Source organism: Chryseobacterium ginsenosidimutans, assembly GCF_024807225.1.
GTDB classification, from domain to species: Bacteria; Bacteroidota; Bacteroidia; order Flavobacteriales; family Weeksellaceae; genus Chryseobacterium; species Chryseobacterium ginsenosidimutans.
Genome location: NZ_JANUCO010000001.1, coordinates 3,019,783 through 3,039,784 on the forward strand (window position 1 = coordinate 3,019,783; position 20,002 = coordinate 3,039,784).

Sequence of the window (20,002 nt, forward strand, 5' to 3'; positions counted from 1 at the left end):
CGGATTTATATTTTGAGTTACATTTTATTTTTTAATAAATTTTGTAGAAAATTCTAAGCCTTTTATTCTTAAAATATAATCTCCAAGCTGTAAATGTGAGACATTAATTGTATTTCTTCCGTTTCCAACCGTTGTTTCCATTACTCTTCTTCCTTCCATATTGTAGATTTCTACTTTTTCTTCTTTATTGATTTTCATGGAGATATTTAAAATATCAGAAACAGGATTCGGATAAATAGCGATAAGATCTTTTTTCACCGCTTCATCAACAGCCAAAACACAGCTATAAGCCGGTAAAACGTAACCTGCCGCTGTAAATTCCTGTGTCATCTGAGTAATATCAGCACAAGTAAACCCGAATGTTCCCAACATATCGATTGCAGCCTGTCTTACGGCAATAGCTGCACTTTGTTGATTTGTAGTTGAACTGGTCATGCTCAATCCTTCCAAAAATGCTCTGTCGGTCTTTGCTTTACCTATTTTATCATAGATTCTCATCAAAGCCGATGCCCAAATCTGCCCTCTTGTATGGATTGCTCCGGAACCCGGATATAAAACCGTATAATTGGTAATTCTACCCGACCAATATTCATTATGCCCATCCCAACTGAACATCCAGTTGTAAGCCGGTGCAGATGTAGGCCACTGATTCAGGCTTCTGCTGTACGATTGCGCCCAATAATCTCCACAACCTTCGCTTAATCCCTGAACTTGAGATAAACTTCCGTTGGTAAGCCAATCATGAACTCCGTGTCCCAATTCATGCAAAACAACATCGGCATCTTCGGCATCATCTACTCCTCCTTCTCCGAAAACCAGCTGTCCGTTGGTATAATAAGAATTATCATCACCGTCCAAACCATGTGGATCAAACCACAAAATCCCTGAATTGGTTAATGGTCTGCAATCGATACCTAATGTTTCGTTAATATAACGTAAGTTGTTATCGACATGCCAATACGCATTTACAGCTTCAAATGCCTGATCATTTCTATTAAATAAAAACTGATCGGTAGCTTGTGTGAAAAGACCTGTAGAAGGTGTTTCAAGATCTTTGATTTCTGCGTAAGAGCCTTTTAATTTGTAAACTCCTGCCGTTAAATCCAGCTCAGGAATCGTAACCAATGTTCTGGCTGCATCTAAACTTGCATTGGTGGCGTCATTATTATCCACATATTGTCCTGCATAGGCAACCTGCATTTTAGAAAGCGGATCCGGATTGAAAATATATCCTGAACCTGAAACTAAACCTTTTTTAGCTTTAGTATTATTTTTATTTGACTTCTTTTTAGGATTTGCAGGATTTTTTTCTTTTTCTTTATAGTAATATGCCACATCTTTAACGCTTATTACTTCTCCTGTCTGTGCATCTATAATCGTTTCCCAGCTTCCCGGATTTTCGAAAGAGCTTGTTAAAACTCGATATACCAATTTTGTATCTCCGGATTCTGTAAGATATACATACAGTTTATTTTCTTCACGGGTGATTCTTCCTTTCGTGTGTGACGCTTGGTGCGCTTTTGCAAGGGCATTAGAAGCCGCAAACGAAGGAGCTACACTAATTTCTTTTATATCCTTTTTAAAGCTTTCTGTAGATGTATAAGAAATCCCTCCATTTTTATTAAAATGAATTACCAGTTCGGACTGGAAAACAGGAATGTCTTTCATCATCTGCTGAAAACGTAATGTTTCTCCAGAACCTCCTTTTCTTACAAAGTTGAGTTTAAATTGGCTAAAATTCTGAACACCCAGATTGATTGAATTTTCTGTGATCCATTTTCTGGCGGGTGTTTCTAAAGAAGATTCCTGACCCATCAATGCAGAGCACGATAATACACAGCCAAGAATTAAAGAATTAATTTTTAATTTCATATTAATTGGTTTTTTTGATATTAATCTTGCTAATATAACAAACATTTATGAAATATTAACTTAATTTTAAAAAACATTAAAAAAAACTTAAAATCAATTATCAATAAAAAAGCTCCAACTATTGTCGGAGCTTCAATTATACTATTTCGCTTGTTAATTGCCTTGAAATTAATTTATCATGCATCGGTTTCAGAATATCTATCGAGCCTGTTTTTACGGTGCATTTGCCTTTGTAATGTACCAACATGGTGCATTGTTCGGCTTGTTCTAAGGTATGTTTACAAACCTCGATTAAAGAATCAATTACATAATCGAAGGTATGAATATCATCATTATGTAAGACCAATTTGTAAATTTCGTCCGTATCGTCTAAAACAAGAACTTCTTCTTCGTACTGACGTTTCGGATCTTCGTAATCTTTTATACTGTTATAAAAAATCATTTTAAATATTGTTTAAGACTTATTAAACTTCTCCTATTTTGTCTGCAAGATCATTGATCATATTGGGTTCGTCATAAACCAGCTCTACCAATTCTACACTCTTATTATTCATTTTTAAAATCTTAAAATGATAATTTTCAAGGTCGAATTCCTGATTTTCTTCCGGAATATCTTCCAAAGCATGAAGAATGAAACCTGCCAGTGAATTGTACTCGCTTTCTTCTGAAAGAGATAATTTTTTAGGTAAAAATTCATTAATCTCATCCAAAGGCTGCGTTGCCTGAACCCAATAAGTATTATGACCTATTTTATCAACGATTTTTTCTTCATCATCCTCTTCATCCTGAATTTCGCCTACCAATTCTTCTAAAATATCTTCAAGAGTGATAATACCTTCCGTACCGCCAAATTCGTCAATTACAATCGCCAAATGCTGCTTTTTCTGCTGGAAAGTCTTCAGCAAATCTGAAATTTTCTTACTTCCGACAACAAAAAATGCATCACGCATTAATTCTTTTAAATCGTCATGATAAAGTTCTCCTTTTCTTCTGACGAATTCTCTGATAATTTCTTTCGTATATAAAATACCGATTACATTATCAATAGAATCAATATAAACGGGAATACGCGAATAACCGCTATCCATAATTTTATTGATAATTACAGTGATATCTTCCTCAAAATCAATCGATGTGATGTTTTGACGGGGAACCATGATCTGTTTTGCGGAGTGATCTGTAAAATCAAACGCATTTTTAATGATTTCGTAATTTTCTTCTTCAATTTCTCCGCTGTCCGCACTTTGTTTTACCAACAACTGAAGCTCTTCTGTAGAGTGAATCTCCTGCTCGGAAGCGGGATGAATTTTTATTAATCTTAAAAAAGTATTCGACATTAGATTCATCAACCAGATAAATGGCTTGAAGACCGTATAAAAAACTCTCAACGGAAACTGCCGTCGCCATTGTCGTTGCTTCCGATTTTCTGATGGCTATCGATTTAGGAATAAGCTCACCAAATACAATATGCATAACAGTAATTAATACAAAACTTGTAACCACCGAAATTGTGGTAATCGTTGTCTGAGCCATTTCCACATTCAAAGAATGGAAAATACTTTCAACTACGTGATGAAGAGCGCTTTCTCCGACCCAACCAAGGGCAAGAGATGCTAAAGTAATCCCAAGTTGCGTTGCAGAAAGATACTCATCAAGATGTTTGATGATGTGTTCTGCCTGCTTTGCCATAGAGTTACCTTCGGCTGCTTTTAACTGGATTTGTGAATAACGAACTTTAACAATTGAAAATTCTGCGGCTACGAAAAAGCCATTTAATAATACAAGAAATACGGCTAGTAAAAGCCTGACTATGTCCGAGTCCATTTAGAAGTTATAAATTTATTGATACAAAGATATATAAAATAAAAATAACAAAAAAAGCATCGAGTAGATCGATGCTTTAATATTATGTTAAAAATAATTCTTTACGAATTTTTCAAGGCTTCTGCACCTGAAACGATTTCTAAGATTTCGTTTGTAATAGCCGCCTGTCTTGCTTTGTTGTAGAAGATAACTAGGTCATTCTTCAATTCCTGTGCATTGTCGGTTGCTTTGTGCATTGCTGTCATTCTCGCACCGTGCTCAGACGCTACAGAATCTAAAACAGCTTTGAAAACCTGAGTTTTAATAGATTTAGGGATCAAATTATCTAAGATTTCCGCTCTATTTGGTTCAAAAATATAATCTGTTTCTACCTGAGGTTGTGTAGAATCTACTTCAGCCATGGTAATAGGAAGAAGTTGTTCTGTGGTAACTTCCTGAGTAGCAGCATTAACGAATTTGTTGTAAATAACATATACTTCGTCAAATTTACCTTCTTTAAAGCTTGCCATTACCGCTTCCGTAAGATTAGCAACTGCATCAAAATTCAGATTATCAAAAACGGCGCTTTCATTTGAATATACTGTACGAGTTCTTCTTACAGCATCATATGCTTTTTTACCGATTGAAAGAACTTCAACCTCGTATTGAGCATTATTTTGAAACTGAATATTAAGCTCTTTTACGATATTCGAGTTAAATGCACCCGCCAAACCTCTGTTTGAAGTTACAGCAATGAAAAGTACTCTTTTAACTTCTCTTTTTTGAGCATAAATAGAAACCTGATCAGGATCTGAACTAGAATTTACATTCTGGATGATCTCCTGTAGTTTTTCAGAATAAGGTCTTAACATTACGATGGCATCTTGTGCTTTTTTTAGTTTCGCTGCCGAAACCATTTTCATAGCACGTGTAATCTGCATCGTAGATGAAATTGAACTGATTCTTCCTCGTATTTCTTTTAAGTTTGCCATATTTGGTTAGTTGTTGGTTGTCGGTTGTTGGTTGCTAGTTTTAGAAAATTCTGTCAACTATCAACCAAAAACCATCAACTAATTTTTAGTTATATTTAGAAGCTAAATCATTAGCAGCCTGCTTAAGAACACTTGTGATAGAATCATCGATTTTCCCAGCTTTAAGAGCAGCCATCGTTTCAGGGTGCTTAGATCTTAAGAATGCGATGTATTCGATTTGGAATTCTTTTACTTTCTTGATAGGAACGTTTCTCATTAAGTTCTCTGTACCTGCATAGATCATAGCAACTTGGCTATCAACAGGAAGTGGAGAATTTACTGGTTGCTTCAACAATTCTACGTTTCTTTCACCTTTAGAGATCACTGCTAAAGTAGAAGCATCAAGGTCTGAACCGAATTTAGCAAACGCTTCCAATTCTTTATATTGAGCCTGGTCTAACTTAAGCGTACCAGAAACTTTTTTCATTGATTTGATCTGAGCGTTACCTCCTACTCTCGATACAGAGATACCAACGTTGATCGCAGGACGAACCCCTGAGTTGAACAAATCAGACTCCAAGAAGATCTGTCCGTCTGTAATAGAGATTACGTTTGTCGGGATATACGCAGAAACGTCACCTGCCTGAGTTTCGATAATCGGAAGTGCCGTTAACGAACCTCCTCCTTTTACAAGAGGTCTTAAAGACTCAGGTAAATCGTTCATCTGGCTAGCAATTTTATCATCAGCGATAACTTTTGCAGCTCTTTCCAATAATCTTGAGTGAAGATAGAAAACGTCTCCAGGATAAGCCTCACGACCCGGTGGTCTTCTCAATAGTAGAGAAAGCTCACGGTAAGCAACCGCTTGTTTGGATAAATCATCATAAATGATCAATGCCGGTCTACCAGTGTCTCTGAAGAACTCACCGATAGATGCACCTGCCATTGCAGAATATACCTGCATTGGAACTGGATCTGATGCGTTAGCTGCAACGATTACAGTATATGCTAAAGCTCCTTTATCAGAAAGAGTTTTAACGATTTGTGCTACTGTAGACGCTTTTTGCCCGATAGCAACATATATACAATATACAGGATTTCCTGCATCAAAAAATTCTTTTTGGTTGATGATCGTATCGATCGCAACAGTAGTTTTACCTGTCTGTCTGTCACCAATGATAAGCTCTCTCTGTCCTCTTCCTACAGGGATCATAGAGTCAATCGCAACGATACCTGTCTGTAAAGGCTCAGTTACGGGTTGTCTGAAGATAACTCCAGGAGCTTTTCTTTCCAATGGCATTTCGTATAAATCCCCAGTAATAGGACCTTTACCATCGATAGGATTACCAAGAGTATCAACTACTCTACCCAACATACCTTCTCCTACTTTGATAGAAGAGATTCTATTTGTTCTTTTTACGGTATCTCCTTCTCTTACTAATTTACTTTCCCCAAGTAGAGCAACACCTACGTTGTCTTCTTCAAGGTTTAGTACAATACCTTCTACATCACTAGAAAATTTCACCAACTCTCCGTATTGTACGTTTTCTAACCCGTATACACGAGCAATACCATCACCGATGGTTAAAACTGTACCTACTTCCTCAACGTTTGATTGAGTATCGAAGTTGGCCAATTGCTGTTTTAAGATCGCAGATACTTCTGCCGGATTTATTTCTGCCATTGTATGGTTGTTTTTTCTTTTTTAATTTGTAATAAAATTGAAATAGTTATTAATAACTATTCTCTCTTCTTCTTGAAAATTCAAATCCTATTTTCTTTGAAAGAGCTTCAAGTTCAGTTGAATTTATATTTGAATCTTTATCTAAGATATCAGAATTATATAATATTTTAACAACTTCTTTTATGCTACTAAAAGTTTCAAAATAGCTTGTATTTAAATCACTAGAAACCACTTCAAAATAACTTACATATCCCTCTGGGTTAGTTTTTTCTACAGCTTTAGAATCTTGATAGTATGTATATTTTACATATCCAATATTCTTTCCTTCTAAAGTCATTAATTTAAAGTTGTGTTTTACTGCTTTATCTTCGACAACCTTTATATATTCTTTTCCGTCAACTAAAGCTATATCATCTTTAAGTTTAACTTTTTGTCCAAAAGTTAAAGATGCAATTATCAATGCAAAACCAAATAAAACTTTTTTCATCCTTGTGTGTTTTTTAGTTTAATTGAAAATCTTTTTTAATACTATTAAGCTTAGACTTTACAGATGCATCTACTTGCTGGTCTCCAACTCTTAAAATGTAACCCCCTAAAATTTCAGGTTTTACAATTACATTGATATCAAAGTTTGAGTTTGTATTTACCAGGTTTGTAGATCTTAAAATCTGATCAAGATTTTCTTTCGAAAGCTGAGTCGCTGTGGTAAGAGTAATTCTCTGTACTCCATTGATGTCTTCAACTTTGTTGATAAATTCCTGAGCGATATTTTTTAATTGATTTTCACGACCGTGTTTGATAACCAAAGTAATCAAATTCTGAGAAGATTGTGACAACCCTTTAAAAATCTCACTTGCTACTTCTACTTTCTTTTTAGAATCGATGTATGGTGTAAGGAAAAATTTGTTTAAATCCTGAGATTCAATCATAATCTTTACTACATCTTTCATTTCAGAAAATACAGTAGCCGTTTGCCCTGATTCATTAGTAAAATCAAGTAAACCTTGTGCGTATCTTTTAGCTACTTTAGATGTAAGCATTCTAGTTAAGGTTTGATTTATTTAAATAATTTTGAACTAATTCGTTTTGAGCTTCGCTGTTATCAAGCTTTTGTTTCAAGATAGATTCTGCAATGTTTACAGATAAAGCACCAATTTGAGTTTTGATCTCTGACATTGCAGCATTTTTCTCAGCATTGATAGTCTGCTTAGCAGCTTCGATCAATTTATCTCCTTCAGATTTAGCAACATCTTTAGCTTCACCTACGATTCTATCTTTAATTTCTCTAGCTTCTTTAAGGATAGCATCTCTTTCGATTTTCGCTTCACGAATGATTCTTTCGTTATCCTCTTTTAAAGTTTCCATCTCTTTTCTAGCTAATGTAGCCTGGTTAAGAGCATCAACAATAGAAGTTTCTCTATCATTAATAGATTTTAAAATAGGTTTCCAAGCAAATTTACCTAGCAAAAATAACAGGGCTAGAAAAATAACAGACTGGATAATAAATAATCCTGATGAAAACTGATGAATTAATTCCATTATATTAATGTATAAATAATTATTACTTTTTTTCTTAAATAACCACTATCTGTAACCAACCGTTACGGATAGTGGCTTTTGTTTTAATTACTTTACTGCGAATAGAGCAGCAAACGCAACACCTTCAACAAGTGCAGCAGCGATAAGCATAGCTGTTTGGATTTTTCCAGATTGCTCAGGTTGTCTAGCGATAGCTTCAAGAGCAGCAGCTCCGATTTTACCAAGACCGATACCTACACCTAGTACTACGATACCAGCACCTACAATTTTAGGGATTTCCATAATATATAATTTTAAAAAATTTGTTTCTTATTAATTTAATTTTCAATTAGTGAGCAGCATGATGTTCATGCTCGTGCTCTTGTACCGCCATTCCAATGAACAAAGCTGATAACATTGTAAAGATATAAGCTTGCAGAAGAGCAACCAATACTTCCAATAAATAAATCACTAACGTTAAGAATGGGAATGCAACACCTGCAACAACATTCTTAAATACGTAGATCAATCCGATCAAACTCATTACTACGATGTGTCCTGCTGTCATGTTTGCAAAAAGACGGATCATCAATGCGAAAGGCTTAGTGATCGTTCCTAATAATTCGATTGGCAACATGATTATTTTCATTGGTACAGGAACTCCCGGCATCCAGAAGATGTGTTTCCAATAATCTTTGTTTGCAGAAAATGTAGTGATTAAATAGGTAAGGATAGCCAAGAAGAATGTCAGCGTAATATTACCTGTTACATTGATTCCGAAAGGCATTAATCCTAATACGTTTAAGAATAAGATGAAGAAGAATACCGTTAAAAGATACCCCATAAATCTTTTATATTTATGTCCGATATTCGGGATAGCAATCTCGTCTCTTACAAAAATTACTAAAGGCTCTAAAAATTTCGTAGCACCTGTAGGAATCTGAGATTTTTTATAAGATTTTGCTACTCCTATAAATAACACCAACATAAAGATTGCAGTCAACAACATAATAAATACACTTTTCGTGATCGAAAGATCTAAAGGCATTTCATTCGTTGGGAAATCATCTTCACCGTGCTTCAATTCTCCAGAAGCATCAGTTTTGAAAATTTTCTCATGGTGCAATTTGTAGTAAGAACCATCAACTTCAGTAACTTCTCCGTGCATAAAACCTTCTTTGCTATCACTCATGAAAGCGTGAATACCGTTATCATAAAAAATAACCGGAAGAGGAAAACCAATATGATGACCCTCTTTATCCACCATCAATGTAAAATCGTGTGCATCTAAAATATGGTGATCGATGTACTCTTTGTTTTCATTACTTATTTTATCTTCCTCTGAAAGCACCGTTGTAGCAGGACCTGCCTCGGCAGTAGCTTCAGCGTGCTGTGCAGACACTAGGTTTAATACAAAAATACTGTAGAATAAAACTGCGAATTTCTTAAACATTGATAGGTTTTTTTCGTTGTGCAAAAATATAATTTTTTTTCTAGTTTCAATAATTAATTTTCCTGTTTTTTGTCATGATTAATCAGCTTAATCGCATAGTATGTAAGCAGCGTTGTCAGGACAAAATAAGGTATTACAAAGTGAAATTTGTACCCTGGAATAGCTTCAAAGTTTAATTTTTCTTTAATTAAATACATTAAACCGAATTTTAAAAGAATTAAACCAATTACAGCCAATCCTAAAAACGCTGGGGCTACTCTATTAATTAAAATGATCATAGTAATCATCATCATAAACATGACGCTTAAGAATAAATAAAATTTCACGATCACAATTTCATCCAAATGAAAAACAAATTTCCACAAAGAGAAATGAATCAGAAATGTTAAAAAAAACAATATTGTAACCAGAATATTGGGATTTGCCTTCATTATTAAATTTATTTTTACCTAACATTAATTAGGCTTATTTTAATTTATCGCAAAAATAGACTTTTTCTATCGTATTTTTACACGATTTGATTTTTATCATCTCAAAGAATTTATACCTTATATATAATATTACGTGTTGAAGTCTTTAATTATACCAAAAAATCACTATTTTTGCAAACCTATAATTTACAATACATATGTTTAATAGTTTACAGGATAAATTAGACAAAGCACTTCATAATATTTCCGGAAGAGGAAAAATCACGGAAATCAATGTTGCGGAAACCGTAAAAGAGATTCGTAGAGCGTTGGTAGATGCCGATGTTAATTATAAAGTTGCAAAAGATCTTACGAAAAGAGTTCAGGATAAAGCTTTGGGAGAAAACGTTCTTACCTCGCTTACTCCGGGACAATTGATGACGAAAATTGTTCATGATGAATTAGTAGGTTTAATGGGAGGTTCTCAGGAAGGAATTAACCTTTCAGGGAAACCCTCTGTGATTCTTATTGCAGGTCTTCAAGGTTCTGGTAAGACTACTTTCTCTGGAAAACTGGCTAATTATTTAAAGACAAAAAGAAATAAAAAACCTCTTTTGGTAGCGTGTGACATTTATCGTCCTGCTGCGATCGATCAGCTTAAGGTTTTAGGCGGACAAATCGGGGTTCCCGTTTTCACGGAAGAAGGTTCTACAAACCCTTCTACGATTGCTGCAAACGCCATTGCTTTTGCAAAATCAAACGGTCATGATGTCGTGATTGTGGATACGGCAGGTCGTTTGGCGATTGATGAGCACATGATGAACGAGATTAAAACCGTTCATACCACCATTAAACCAGACGAAACACTATTCGTAGTAGACTCAATGACTGGTCAGGATGCGGTAAATACGGCAAAAGCCTTCAACGATACTTTGAATTTTGACGGAGTTGTTCTTACGAAATTAGATGGTGATACCCGTGGTGGAGCAGCTTTAACGATTCGTTCGGTTGTAGAAAAACCAATCAAATTTATTTCTACAGGAGAGAAAATGGAAGCTTTGGATCTTTTCTACCCAGAAAGGATGGCAGACAGAATCTTGGGAATGGGAGACGTTGTTTCTTTAGTAGAAAGAGCTCAAGAGCAGTTTGACGAAGAAGAAGCGAAAAAACTTCACAAGAAAATCGCCAAAAACGAGTTTGGTTTTGATGATTTCTTAAAACAGATCAATCAAATCAAAAAAATGGGTAACATGAAAGATTTGATGGGGATGATTCCGGGAGTTGGAAAAGCGATCAAAGATGTTGAGATCAGCGATGATGCCTTTAAACATATTGAAGCGATTATCTATTCTATGACTCCGGATGAAAGAAGAAGACCTTCTATTATCAATACGCAGAGAAAAAGCAGAATTGCAAAAGGCGCAGGTAGAAAAGTGGAAGATGTAAACCAATTGATGAAGCAATTCGACCAAATGGGTAAAATGATGAAGATGATGCAGGGACCTCAAGGAAAACAAATGATGCAGATGATGAGCAAAATGCCAAATATGCCTGGAATGGGCGGAATGATGGGCAAATAACACACCAAAAAAAAAACGATTACAAAAAAAATATTATCATGGAAATTAACGAAAAACAAGAAAACTACAATCAACCTTATAGGTCTGAAAAGAAAGTAACAGCAGGTATTCTGGCAATTTTAATTGGAACATTTGGAGTTCACAAATTTTATTTAGGGTATACTAAAGCCGGAATCATCCAATTAGTTTTAGGAATAGTAACATGCGGACTTGTAGGTATTATTGGTTTAATTGAAGGCATTATTTACCTTACAAAATCAGATGAAGAATTTGACAGAACGTATGTTCAAAACCAAAAAGAATGGTTCTAAGACAGAATTTTTGCTAAATTTAAAATATAAAATCCGACTCAATTTGAGTCGGATTTTTTGCTTTTTATGCTAAATAAATTGAATTATTTATCTCCTTTCTGAGCTTTAGCTTTGATGAAATAAGAGAAACCTACGTTTACACCGAAGTTATTTCTTGTTGTTTTAACCTCTATGTTATTATAAGTATCTTTTGTATAATACTGATCAAACCCAACGCCTAAATTAATCCCTAAAGATTGAGTAGCCATAAAAGTTACCCCAGCTTTAGCTTTCCATGCTAAACCATCTTCTGTTGCATCCCCAGAGAAAAGCAAAGAATCATAGACGGAGCTAGAAAAACTATATTTTGTTTTAGTTGACGCATAACCAACACCAGCTCCTACAAATGGGAAGAATTTACCTCCTGTGTTGAAGTAATAAGTTCCAGTTGGCATTACAGAAAATGTAGAATAAGTCATCTTATCTCCATCTTGCTTTGTTGTAGTACTGTTAAATCCTAAATCGATTCCTACAGCCAACCCATTGATTACGAAATAACCTACAGAAGGAGTAACAGAAAAGCTGCTGATTTTTGGTCCGTCTTCAGACTGTCCGTTGGCTTTAATTTTAGAACTTGTCGCATTGAAACCAAGACCTGTGTTTCCACTGATTACCCAGTCACCTTTAGTCATTTGAGCATTAGATAAACCGAAAAGTGCAACTGCACCGGCTAATAATAATTTTTTCATAGTTATTTATTTAAAAATTTGAAATTGTTTTTATAAGCATAAAAAGCCCTAAGTAAACTTAGGACTTTTTTAAACATAATATTGTATGTTTATTATTTTGCAAATACATACTTAACTCCGAAAGTTACAGAAGATAAGTTTAAACCAAAGTTATAGTTGTTTGTAGCTTCACCATCTTTTGGTTTGAAGTTGTTATAACCAAACTCACCGATTGTAGCTTCGATAGACCAGTTTTTGTTTAAGAAATAATCTAAACCTGGCTTCACAGTAACACCAATTTGAGTGTATTTAGCTTCAGTAGAAACAGAGTTTGTAGTTGTTGTAGTTCCTGAAGTAAGTACAGAAGAACCTTCAACTTCAGTTTTTCCAAACTGCATTGGAACTGCCAATTGTCCGAAGATGTACAATTTATCACCTAAAGTCCAATATTTTCTTACGAAAGGAGCAACAACGAAAGCTGGCTTCTTAGTAATACTAGACTGAACAAGTGTTGCACCTGGCAAAGCTGTAGTTGTGATATCCGTAATTTTTTCAGTTTGGTATCCAACACCTACACCTACTGCTAAGTTTGGAGCTACGAAATATCCAACAGTTGGTAATACGTTGAATTTTTCTGTTTTATTGTCACCGCTGTTAGTTTCTTTTTGAGAATATTCAGCAGATCCTGATAAATATACAGTTCCTTTAGCAATCTGTGCATTCGATAAACCGAAAAGTGCAATAGCACCAGTTAATAATACTTTTTTCATTTTTTTAAAATTTTAATACTTTCTGAGGGCAAATTTACAGTGGTACCGCCTAATATTAAAATTTGTTAACGTGATTAATATCATTGATGAATATTAGCAATTTCCGACAATAAAACGTATTAATTAAGAGCCTTTGACTTTTTCACAAATTTTTGAATAAAAAAACTCCAATTCTGCAATTGGAGTTAAATATACTTGATTTTTAAAAATTTTTATTTCAGGAAAAAATTTACCCCAAAATTAACAGCTCCGAAATTAAAACTGTCATCACCATACCAATAATAGTCATGATCATGATTCTTATATCTGCTGCTGATATTCTGGAATCCTAAATACAATTCTACATTTTTCATCTGATATCCTACTCTTGGCGCAACATACAAACCACTGTTGATATAATCTTTAGTTGAAATAGCTGCTCCCAAATCCAATCCTACAAAAAGCGGAATTTTAGAGAATTTATATTTCCCTGAAGCCGCGATAGGCACAAAACCGAAATCATCTACATGATCTTTCCCAAAAAAATGAGAATATCCTGTAGTAGCACCGATATCCAAACCTTTAGTAATATGCCACATATAAGCAGCATCTATCCCTAATGTTACACTTGCCGCATCTGCAGCATCACCTAGAGGCGCACCAACATGAGCTCCTAATCTAAAACCCTCCTGAGCTTGTGCACCAACTCCTAAAAGCGCAAAAGCACCTACTAATAATAGTTTTTTCATTTTAATAAGTTTAAATATTGAATTATTTTTTTTGTACGAATAAAATTGTGGTAGTATCTAACACAAAAAAAAGCGATACAAATTTTGTACCGCTTTCATTTTTTTATGCAAAAACTCTTAGTTTCCTCCGAATTTAAATCCTACACCGATTTGTGCAAAACTATTGGTTACTTTTCCTCCGCTATTGTCGTTAGAAAGGTTTGATACTCCTAAACTGTATCTCGCATCAAAGAAAAGTCCATTTTCAAGCATATATTCTACGCCTACGAATGGAGCGATATTTAATTTTTTGATATCATCTTTAATATCCACTTCACCTTCTTCTCCATCCACATCTACGCTAAGAAAATCTGATCCAAATACAGTTTTTTGTTTAGCCGTTAAGATAACTCCAAAGTTAGCACCCGCAGCAACCGAAAAACCTTCTGTGATAAAATATTTGGCTGAAATCGGAACCAAAAGAGTGCCTAAATTCACCTTAGTTTGCTCACCCACAAAAACAACTCCTGCATCTACTCCGTCAATTTTTTCTTTTGCCCCAAGTGGAGAGTATAAAACTTCCGCCTGAAAACCAAAATTATCATTGATTTTGTATTCTGCCATACCTCCTACATAGAAAGTATATTTAGGATCCATATTTCTTTTACCAAGATCATCCTGTTTTTCGTCAATTTTAAGGGTAGACATTGCGAAACCTACTTTAGGTCCAAATCGAAATTCCTGAGCGTGTACACTCATTCCCATTACAGCGACTGCTGCAAAAAGTACAATTTTCTTCATGTTTAAATTAGTTTTTTTTAATTAAATCTAGATCGCAAAAGTAATAATTTATTTTTAATATCAAAATTTCATGATTCTTTGTTTTTTTCACAAAAAAAGCAGAACAATTTTCATTATTCTGCCCTTATAATATTTTTATCTGATTAAATCACTCGTTTCTCTGTCTTTTATCTTCGTCATTGTAAGCAATAATAATTTTTCTTACAACAGGGTGTCTTACAACGTCTTCTTCCGTAAGATGCACAAACCCGATTTCTTTCACATCACTTAAAATCCTCATTGCCTCTTTCAACCCGGATTGTTGTTTCGGCGGCAAATCTACCTGCGTCGGATCTCCTGTAATAATGAATTTTGCATTCATCCCCATTCTCGTTAAAAACATTTTCATCTGAGAATGAGTGGTGTTTTGCGCTTCATCTAGAATCACGAAAGCATCATCCAGCGTTCTCCCTCTCATGAAAGCCAATGGCGCTACCTCAATAATCTTTTTTTCTATAAAACCTTCCAGTTTTTCATGCGGAATCATATCTCGAAGAGCATCATACAAAGGCTGTAAATACGGATCAAGCTTTTCTTTAAGATCTCCCGGTAAAAAACCCAGACTCTCCCCTGCTTCCACGGCAGGTCTTGTCAAAACGATTCTTTTAACCTGTTTATCTTTTAAAGCTCTCGCTGCCAAAGCAACACTCGTATACGTTTTTCCCGTTCCTGCAGGTCCGATGGCAAAAACCATATCTTTCTTCTCGCTTTCTTTTACTAATTTTTTAAGATTAGTCGTTTTTGCTTTTATTATTTTTCCGTTTACTCCTTTTACGATGATATCTTGGTCGAAAACAAGTTGTTTTTCGTTTTCGTCTTTAATATTCAGAAGATTTTCAACGTCTTTCAGGTCGATAGAATTGTTTTTAGAAATAAAATTCACAATATCATCAAGCTTTTGCTTAAAAATATCCAGCGCTTCCTGGTTACCCATCGCAAAAATATAGTGGTCTCTTCCTGTGATTTTAAGAGTCGGAAAAGTAGATTTTATCAGATTGAAATATTGGTTATTAACTCCATAGAAGATTTTCGCATCGATATCTTCCAAATCATATGTTAATTCAAACATGCAGTATTTTTAATTAAGTTTAGATTTTAAATTTAAAGCTTTTTTTGAAATTTATATCAAATTCTTTTCCACAATCTTTCGGGCTTTCTTTTTATTTTAAATAAATTTGCAATTCTATTATTCTATAAACAACCAATGTCAATTATTACCCTTACTTCAGATTTCGGAAATTTGGATTACAGAGTCGCCGCTGTGAAAGGGAGCATTCTTTCTCTGAATCAGAAAGTTAACATTATTGATATTACCCACGATATCCAGTCCTTCAACCTTGTACAGACCTCTTATATCGTAAGAAATGCTTACAAATACTTCCCGAAAGGCACAATTCATATCGTTTCTGTAGACAGTTTTCACAACAGATCCAGAAAAAATATTCTGTATAAAGCAAACGGACATTACTTTTTGGCAGCCGATAACGGACTTTTAAGTTTAATCTTTTTTGATATTAAACCTGAAGCAATTTATGAAATCACACTAAACAATCGATTTGATGATATTGTAAACTTCACTTCTACCGATGTTTTTGTTCCTGCAGCAGTACATTTGGCGAATGGCGGACTTCCGGAGGTTATCGGGCGAAAAATTGAAGCTGCCAAACAGCTTTTATTCCCGAAACCGGTTTATAATGAGCCTGAAAAGATGATTATCGGTGAAGTAAATTACATTGATAATTTCGGAAATATAATATCAAATATCAGCAAAGATTTTTTTGAAAGTACAGGCAACGGATACGAGAATTTCACTATAAAATTCAGAAATTTAAGTCTTTCAAGAGTCTTTTCGAGCCATACGGAAGTGGTATCGGATTGGGAAAGAGAGACGGAATATCATGGGCAGTCTGCAGCAATTTTCAATGACAGTCAGCTTTTGGAGTTAACGATCTACAAAGGAAGCAAAAAAAACGGCGCAAAATCTTTGTTCGGACTCAATGTGGGAGAAAATATTTACATTGAATTTTTCTAAAATTTAATATTTCATAAAAAAATCGTTTTTTTTTATATATTTGTCAAAATCTAAAAAATAAAAATGGCAGAGTACAAATTATTGCTTCCTTCCATGGGAGAAGGTGTTATGGAAGCGACAATTATCACTTGGTTGTTCAACGAAGGTGATAGTGTTAAAGAAGATGATTCCGTAGTAGAAATTGCAACAGACAAGGTAGATTCAGATGTTCCGACACCAGTTTCGGGGAAAATCGTAAAGATTCTGAAACAAAAAGACGAGGTTGCAAAAGTAGGTGAAGCTATTGCTATTTTAGAAATTGAAGGAGAAGGAGGAAACACGGCTTCTGAAGAAGTAAAAACTGAAACTTCGGCTGCAGCTCCGGATTCTGACACTTTAAAAACGATTGAACAGCCTCTACAAGCAGCTGCTTCAACAGAATTTTCGGGAGATCTTTATTTATCTCCACTTGTAAAATCAATTGCACAACAAGAAAATATTTCTGAAACTGAACTTAAATCTATCCAAGGAAGTGGTTTAGAAGGAAGAATTACCAAAGAAGATATTTTAGCTTACGTTAAAAACAGAGGAAACCAGCCCGCTCAGCAAGCTGCTCCTGTAGCACAGCAAGTGGTTTCTACACCACAACCTGTTGCGACTTCAGCTCCGGCTTCTACAATTTCTGTAGCGGCAGGTGACGAGATCATTCCTATGGACAGAATGAGAAAGATCATCGCTGAAAACATGGTGAAAGCAAAACATATTGCTCCACACGTGACTTCTTTCATCGAAACAGACGTTACCAACGTTGTAAAATGGAGAGCTAAAAACAAAGATATGTTCGAAAAACGTGAAGGTGAGAAACTGACTTTCATGCCGATTTTCGTAAAAGCGATCGTAAAAGCGATTCAGGATTTCCCGATGATTAACGTTTCTATCAACGGTGACAATATCATCAAAAAGAAAAATATCAACATCGGTATGGCAACCGCTTTACCAGACGGAAACCTTATTGTTCCTGTTATCAAAAATGCAGATCAATTGTCACTTTCAGGATTGGCAAAAGCGATCAACGATTTGGCTTACAGAGCAAGAAACAAAAAATTAAGACCTGAAGATACTCAAGGGGCGACATACACGATTTCTAACGTAGGAAGCTTCGGAAACCTTATGGGAACTCCAATTATCCCTCAACCTCAAGTTGCAATCATGGCAATTGGAGCGATCGTGAAAAAACCTGCAGTTCTTGAAACGAAGGATGGTGATGTAATTGCAATCCGTCAGTTGATGTTCATGTCTCACTCTTACGATCACCGTGTTGTAGATGGTTCTTTAGGTGGAATGATGTTGAAACATGTTCACGATTACCTTCAAAACTGGGATCTGAACACGGAAATATAAGTAATGAATAATTGGTAATGAGTAATTTTACCAATATTAAATATAAACCTTCGAATTTTTTCGGAGGTTTTTTTCTTGTGGTCTATTTGTAACTTCTTTAAAATTTTTATTTGAAGCTTTTTCCCGCTTTCCGCACTCGCTATTCTATTGTCATTTTGTAAGGATATAGTTAAGAATTTTCTACAGCCAGACGAAGCCTTGTCAAGGTTTCAACCTTGACAAGGCTCTCAACCACCTATTTGTTATCCGGAAACCTTTAAGAATCCACTCGCGAATCTAATTTGTGGAAAATTATAATGTAAAATACAAGATTTATATGATAAACCATGTAACAGAATAACTTTCCCAATTGTCTTACTTACATAACTGATCACCAAAATATGAAACAAATCATTCTAACCGCATTCTTTTTAAACATTTCCGGTATGGCTTTTTCTCAACAAACCGAGCAATCAAAATTGATTGACAATTACGTAAAAGAAGCTATTACAACTAATAAAATTCCGGGTTTAGCCATTGGAATTATAAAAGACGACAAGATTATTTTTCAACAATATTACGGGACGGAAAATTTGGAAGATCCTAAAAAAGTGAGCTCCACTTCAATGTTTAGGGTTTATTCAACTTCAAAATTAATTTCAAGCGTTGGCGTTTTTCAATTGATTGAAAAAGGAAAATTATCTCTGGAAGATAAAGTTTCAAAGTATGTCGAAAATTTACCAAAAGAATGGCAAAATGTAAAAGTGAAAAATCTTTTAAGCCATTCTTCAGGCATTCCGAATGTTATTGATTTTAATGACATTTTACCCGGTGATTCTAATGCGAAAGTCATTGATCGATTATCCAAAGAAAAGATGGATTTTGAGACAGGAAATGAATTCAGATACAATCAAACGAATTATTTGCTGCTTACCATGATTATTGAGAAAATATCAGGACAGACTTTTGAAGATTTCATCATAAAAAATCAATTTCCCGATTCTAAAAACGAACTGGTATTTTCTTCTAATTCTATCGAAAAAATCCCTAACAGAATTGTAAAATATAATTATAATTCTACCACACAGAAATATGAAAAAAGCACAGCTATTGATGGCGTAAGAGCTCATTCCGGAAACGGATTGGCCATTACGCTTCCCGCATTTTTAAAATGGAGCAGCCATCTCAGCAAAAATGATTTATTACAGCAAAAAACTAGAGAAATGATGTGGAAACCGTTTGATTTTAGTAATAAAAAAAGTGATTTTGCGTACGGCTGGGAAATTACCAAAACTAATAATTCATTATCATACGGATTTTCTGGAGGAAATGTAAGTGCTTACAGAATCTTTCCGGATAAAAATATGTCTATTATTTTGATGTATAACGGCTATAATTTCTTTCCGCCTCAATATAATATCGTAAATCATATTGCAGGAATCATTGATCCGGATTTAATAAATCCTTATTCATTGGCGGAAGAATCCATCATTACCGAGTTTTCTAAAAAAGATAATCCGAATGCAGAAAAGAATTATTACAGCTTTAAAGCAAAAAATCCAACATGGGATTTTGAAAGTACATTGAACAATATCGGCTATATTTTAATGAGAAATTCAAGGATTGATGAAGCTGTTAAAGTTTTTGAATTAAACGTAAAAGAACATCCTCAATCCGGAGGTGCTTTTGATAGTTTAGGAGAAGGCTATTTATCTGCTAAAAACTATAAGTTGGCATTAGAAAACTATAAAAAATCTATTGAATTAGACCCGCAAAACACGAACGGAGTGAATATGATTAATAAAATACAAGATTTAATGAAAAAGAATTAATAATCATTATAAATTCAATCTCTAAAATACAAAGCCTTCGAATTTTTCGGAGGTTTTTTTACTATTTCAAATCTATTCATTATTATTTAAATTCAATATTATTGAAAATACATTAAAATCCACATTTTTTTCGTAAATATCTACATCATACAT

General features: G+C 34.5%; 20 protein-coding genes and 1 pseudogene. 5 read left to right on the forward strand and 16 right to left on the reverse strand.

Going from position 1 to position 20,002, the window contains the following annotated elements; translation table 11 throughout:
- Positions 1 to 24: 24 nt before the first annotated feature.
- The 11 genes and pseudogenes from J3D55_RS14225 to J3D55_RS14275 form a co-directional block, all read right to left on the reverse strand.
- Positions 25 to 1,872 carry a T9SS type A sorting domain-containing protein gene (locus J3D55_RS14225; RefSeq protein WP_259132104.1) on the reverse strand — a complete coding sequence of 616 codons (1,848 nt, stop codon included), beginning with the start codon at positions 1,870 to 1,872 and terminating at the stop codon, positions 25 to 27.
- Between the two features lie 136 nt (positions 1,873 to 2,008).
- Entirely contained in the window at positions 2,009 to 2,314 is a 306-nt protein-coding gene (locus J3D55_RS14230) for an ATP-dependent Clp protease adaptor ClpS (RefSeq protein ID WP_259132106.1), read from the reverse strand.
- A gap of 22 nt (positions 2,315 to 2,336) precedes the next feature.
- Positions 2,337 to 3,696: pseudogene (locus J3D55_RS14235) on the reverse strand (hemolysin family protein).
- Between the two features lie 101 nt (positions 3,697 to 3,797).
- Positions 3,798 to 4,667 carry an ATP synthase F1 subunit gamma gene (atpG, locus tag J3D55_RS14240; RefSeq protein ID WP_259132108.1) on the reverse strand — a complete coding sequence of 290 codons (870 nt, stop codon included), beginning with the start codon at positions 4,665 to 4,667 and terminating at the stop codon, positions 3,798 to 3,800.
- A gap of 85 nt (positions 4,668 to 4,752) precedes the next feature.
- Positions 4,753 to 6,330: a F0F1 ATP synthase subunit alpha gene (gene atpA, locus J3D55_RS14245; protein ID WP_259132110.1), complete on the reverse strand. Its 1,578-nt coding sequence runs from the start codon at positions 6,328 to 6,330 to the stop codon at positions 4,753 to 4,755.
- A gap of 49 nt (positions 6,331 to 6,379) precedes the next feature.
- Positions 6,380 to 6,817: a hypothetical protein gene (locus J3D55_RS14250; RefSeq protein ID WP_259132112.1), complete on the reverse strand. Its 438-nt coding sequence runs from the start codon at positions 6,815 to 6,817 to the stop codon at positions 6,380 to 6,382.
- A 13-nt stretch (positions 6,818 to 6,830) separates the two neighbouring features.
- Positions 6,831 to 7,370 carry an ATP synthase F1 subunit delta gene (atpH, locus tag J3D55_RS14255; protein ID WP_259132114.1) on the reverse strand — a complete coding sequence of 180 codons (540 nt, stop codon included), beginning with the start codon at positions 7,368 to 7,370 and terminating at the stop codon, positions 6,831 to 6,833.
- 1 nt (position 7,371) lies between these two features.
- Positions 7,372 to 7,869: a F0F1 ATP synthase subunit B gene (gene atpF / locus J3D55_RS14260; RefSeq protein WP_259132116.1), complete on the reverse strand. Its 498-nt coding sequence runs from the start codon at positions 7,867 to 7,869 to the stop codon at positions 7,372 to 7,374.
- Positions 7,870 to 7,956: 87 nt separating this feature from the next.
- Positions 7,957 to 8,151, reverse strand: coding sequence for an ATP synthase F0 subunit C (gene atpE / locus J3D55_RS14265; protein ID WP_259132118.1), 195 nt, complete (start codon positions 8,149 to 8,151; stop codon positions 7,957 to 7,959).
- A gap of 46 nt (positions 8,152 to 8,197) precedes the next feature.
- On the reverse strand, positions 8,198 to 9,301 hold the full coding sequence (atpB, locus tag J3D55_RS14270; RefSeq protein ID WP_259132120.1) for a F0F1 ATP synthase subunit A: 1,104 nt from the start codon (positions 9,299 to 9,301) through the stop codon (positions 8,198 to 8,200).
- Positions 9,302 to 9,354: 53 nt separating this feature from the next.
- Positions 9,355 to 9,627 (reverse strand): hypothetical protein, encoded by a 273-nt coding sequence (locus tag J3D55_RS14275; protein WP_259132122.1) that lies wholly within the window; start codon positions 9,625 to 9,627, stop codon positions 9,355 to 9,357.
- Positions 9,628 to 9,929: 302 nt separating this feature from the next.
- On the opposite strand from J3D55_RS14275, the gene ffh reads away from it, so the two are divergent.
- Both ffh and J3D55_RS14285 read left to right on the forward strand, forming a co-directional pair.
- A complete protein-coding gene (gene ffh, locus J3D55_RS14280) occupies positions 9,930 to 11,291 on the forward strand; it encodes a signal recognition particle protein (RefSeq protein ID WP_259132124.1) in 1,362 nt (453 codons plus the stop codon).
- A 38-nt stretch (positions 11,292 to 11,329) separates the two neighbouring features.
- Positions 11,330 to 11,602 (forward strand): TM2 domain-containing protein, encoded by a 273-nt coding sequence (locus tag J3D55_RS14285; RefSeq protein WP_259132126.1) that lies wholly within the window; start codon positions 11,330 to 11,332, stop codon positions 11,600 to 11,602.
- Positions 11,603 to 11,685: 83 nt separating this feature from the next.
- Here J3D55_RS14285 and J3D55_RS14290 read toward each other — a convergent pair whose 3' ends face one another.
- The 5 genes from J3D55_RS14290 to J3D55_RS14310 all read right to left on the reverse strand — a co-directional run bounded on the left by J3D55_RS14290 (position 11,686) and on the right by J3D55_RS14310 (position 15,695).
- Positions 11,686 to 12,330 carry an OmpW family outer membrane protein gene (locus J3D55_RS14290; protein WP_259132128.1) on the reverse strand — a complete coding sequence of 215 codons (645 nt, stop codon included), beginning with the start codon at positions 12,328 to 12,330 and terminating at the stop codon, positions 11,686 to 11,688.
- A 92-nt stretch (positions 12,331 to 12,422) separates the two neighbouring features.
- The gene (locus tag J3D55_RS14295; RefSeq protein WP_259132130.1) at positions 12,423 to 13,079 is read right to left on the reverse strand and encodes an outer membrane beta-barrel protein; all 657 of its coding nucleotides are present in this window, start codon (positions 13,077 to 13,079) and stop codon (positions 12,423 to 12,425) included.
- Between the two features lie 212 nt (positions 13,080 to 13,291).
- On the reverse strand, positions 13,292 to 13,807 hold the full coding sequence (locus tag J3D55_RS14300; RefSeq protein WP_259132132.1) for a hypothetical protein: 516 nt from the start codon (positions 13,805 to 13,807) through the stop codon (positions 13,292 to 13,294).
- Positions 13,808 to 13,924: 117 nt separating this feature from the next.
- Positions 13,925 to 14,587: a porin family protein gene (locus J3D55_RS14305; protein WP_259132133.1), complete on the reverse strand. Its 663-nt coding sequence runs from the start codon at positions 14,585 to 14,587 to the stop codon at positions 13,925 to 13,927.
- 148 nt (positions 14,588 to 14,735) lie between these two features.
- A complete protein-coding gene (locus J3D55_RS14310) occupies positions 14,736 to 15,695 on the reverse strand; it encodes a PhoH family protein (protein WP_259132134.1) in 960 nt (319 codons plus the stop codon).
- 135 nt (positions 15,696 to 15,830) lie between these two features.
- Here J3D55_RS14310 and J3D55_RS14315 point away from each other — a divergent pair, with 135 nt between their 5' ends.
- The 3 genes from J3D55_RS14315 (at position 15,831) to J3D55_RS14325 (ending at position 19,849) form a co-directional block, all read left to right on the forward strand.
- Positions 15,831 to 16,658, forward strand: a complete 828-nt coding sequence (locus J3D55_RS14315) for an SAM hydrolase/SAM-dependent halogenase family protein (protein ID WP_259132136.1) — start codon at positions 15,831 to 15,833, stop codon at positions 16,656 to 16,658.
- A 63-nt stretch (positions 16,659 to 16,721) separates the two neighbouring features.
- Positions 16,722 to 18,038, forward strand: a complete 1,317-nt coding sequence (locus tag J3D55_RS14320) for a dihydrolipoamide acetyltransferase family protein (protein WP_259132139.1) — start codon at positions 16,722 to 16,724, stop codon at positions 18,036 to 18,038.
- 380 nt (positions 18,039 to 18,418) lie between these two features.
- A complete protein-coding gene (locus J3D55_RS14325) occupies positions 18,419 to 19,849 on the forward strand; it encodes a serine hydrolase domain-containing protein (RefSeq protein WP_259132141.1) in 1,431 nt (476 codons plus the stop codon).
- Positions 19,850 to 20,002: the final 153 nt, after the last annotated feature.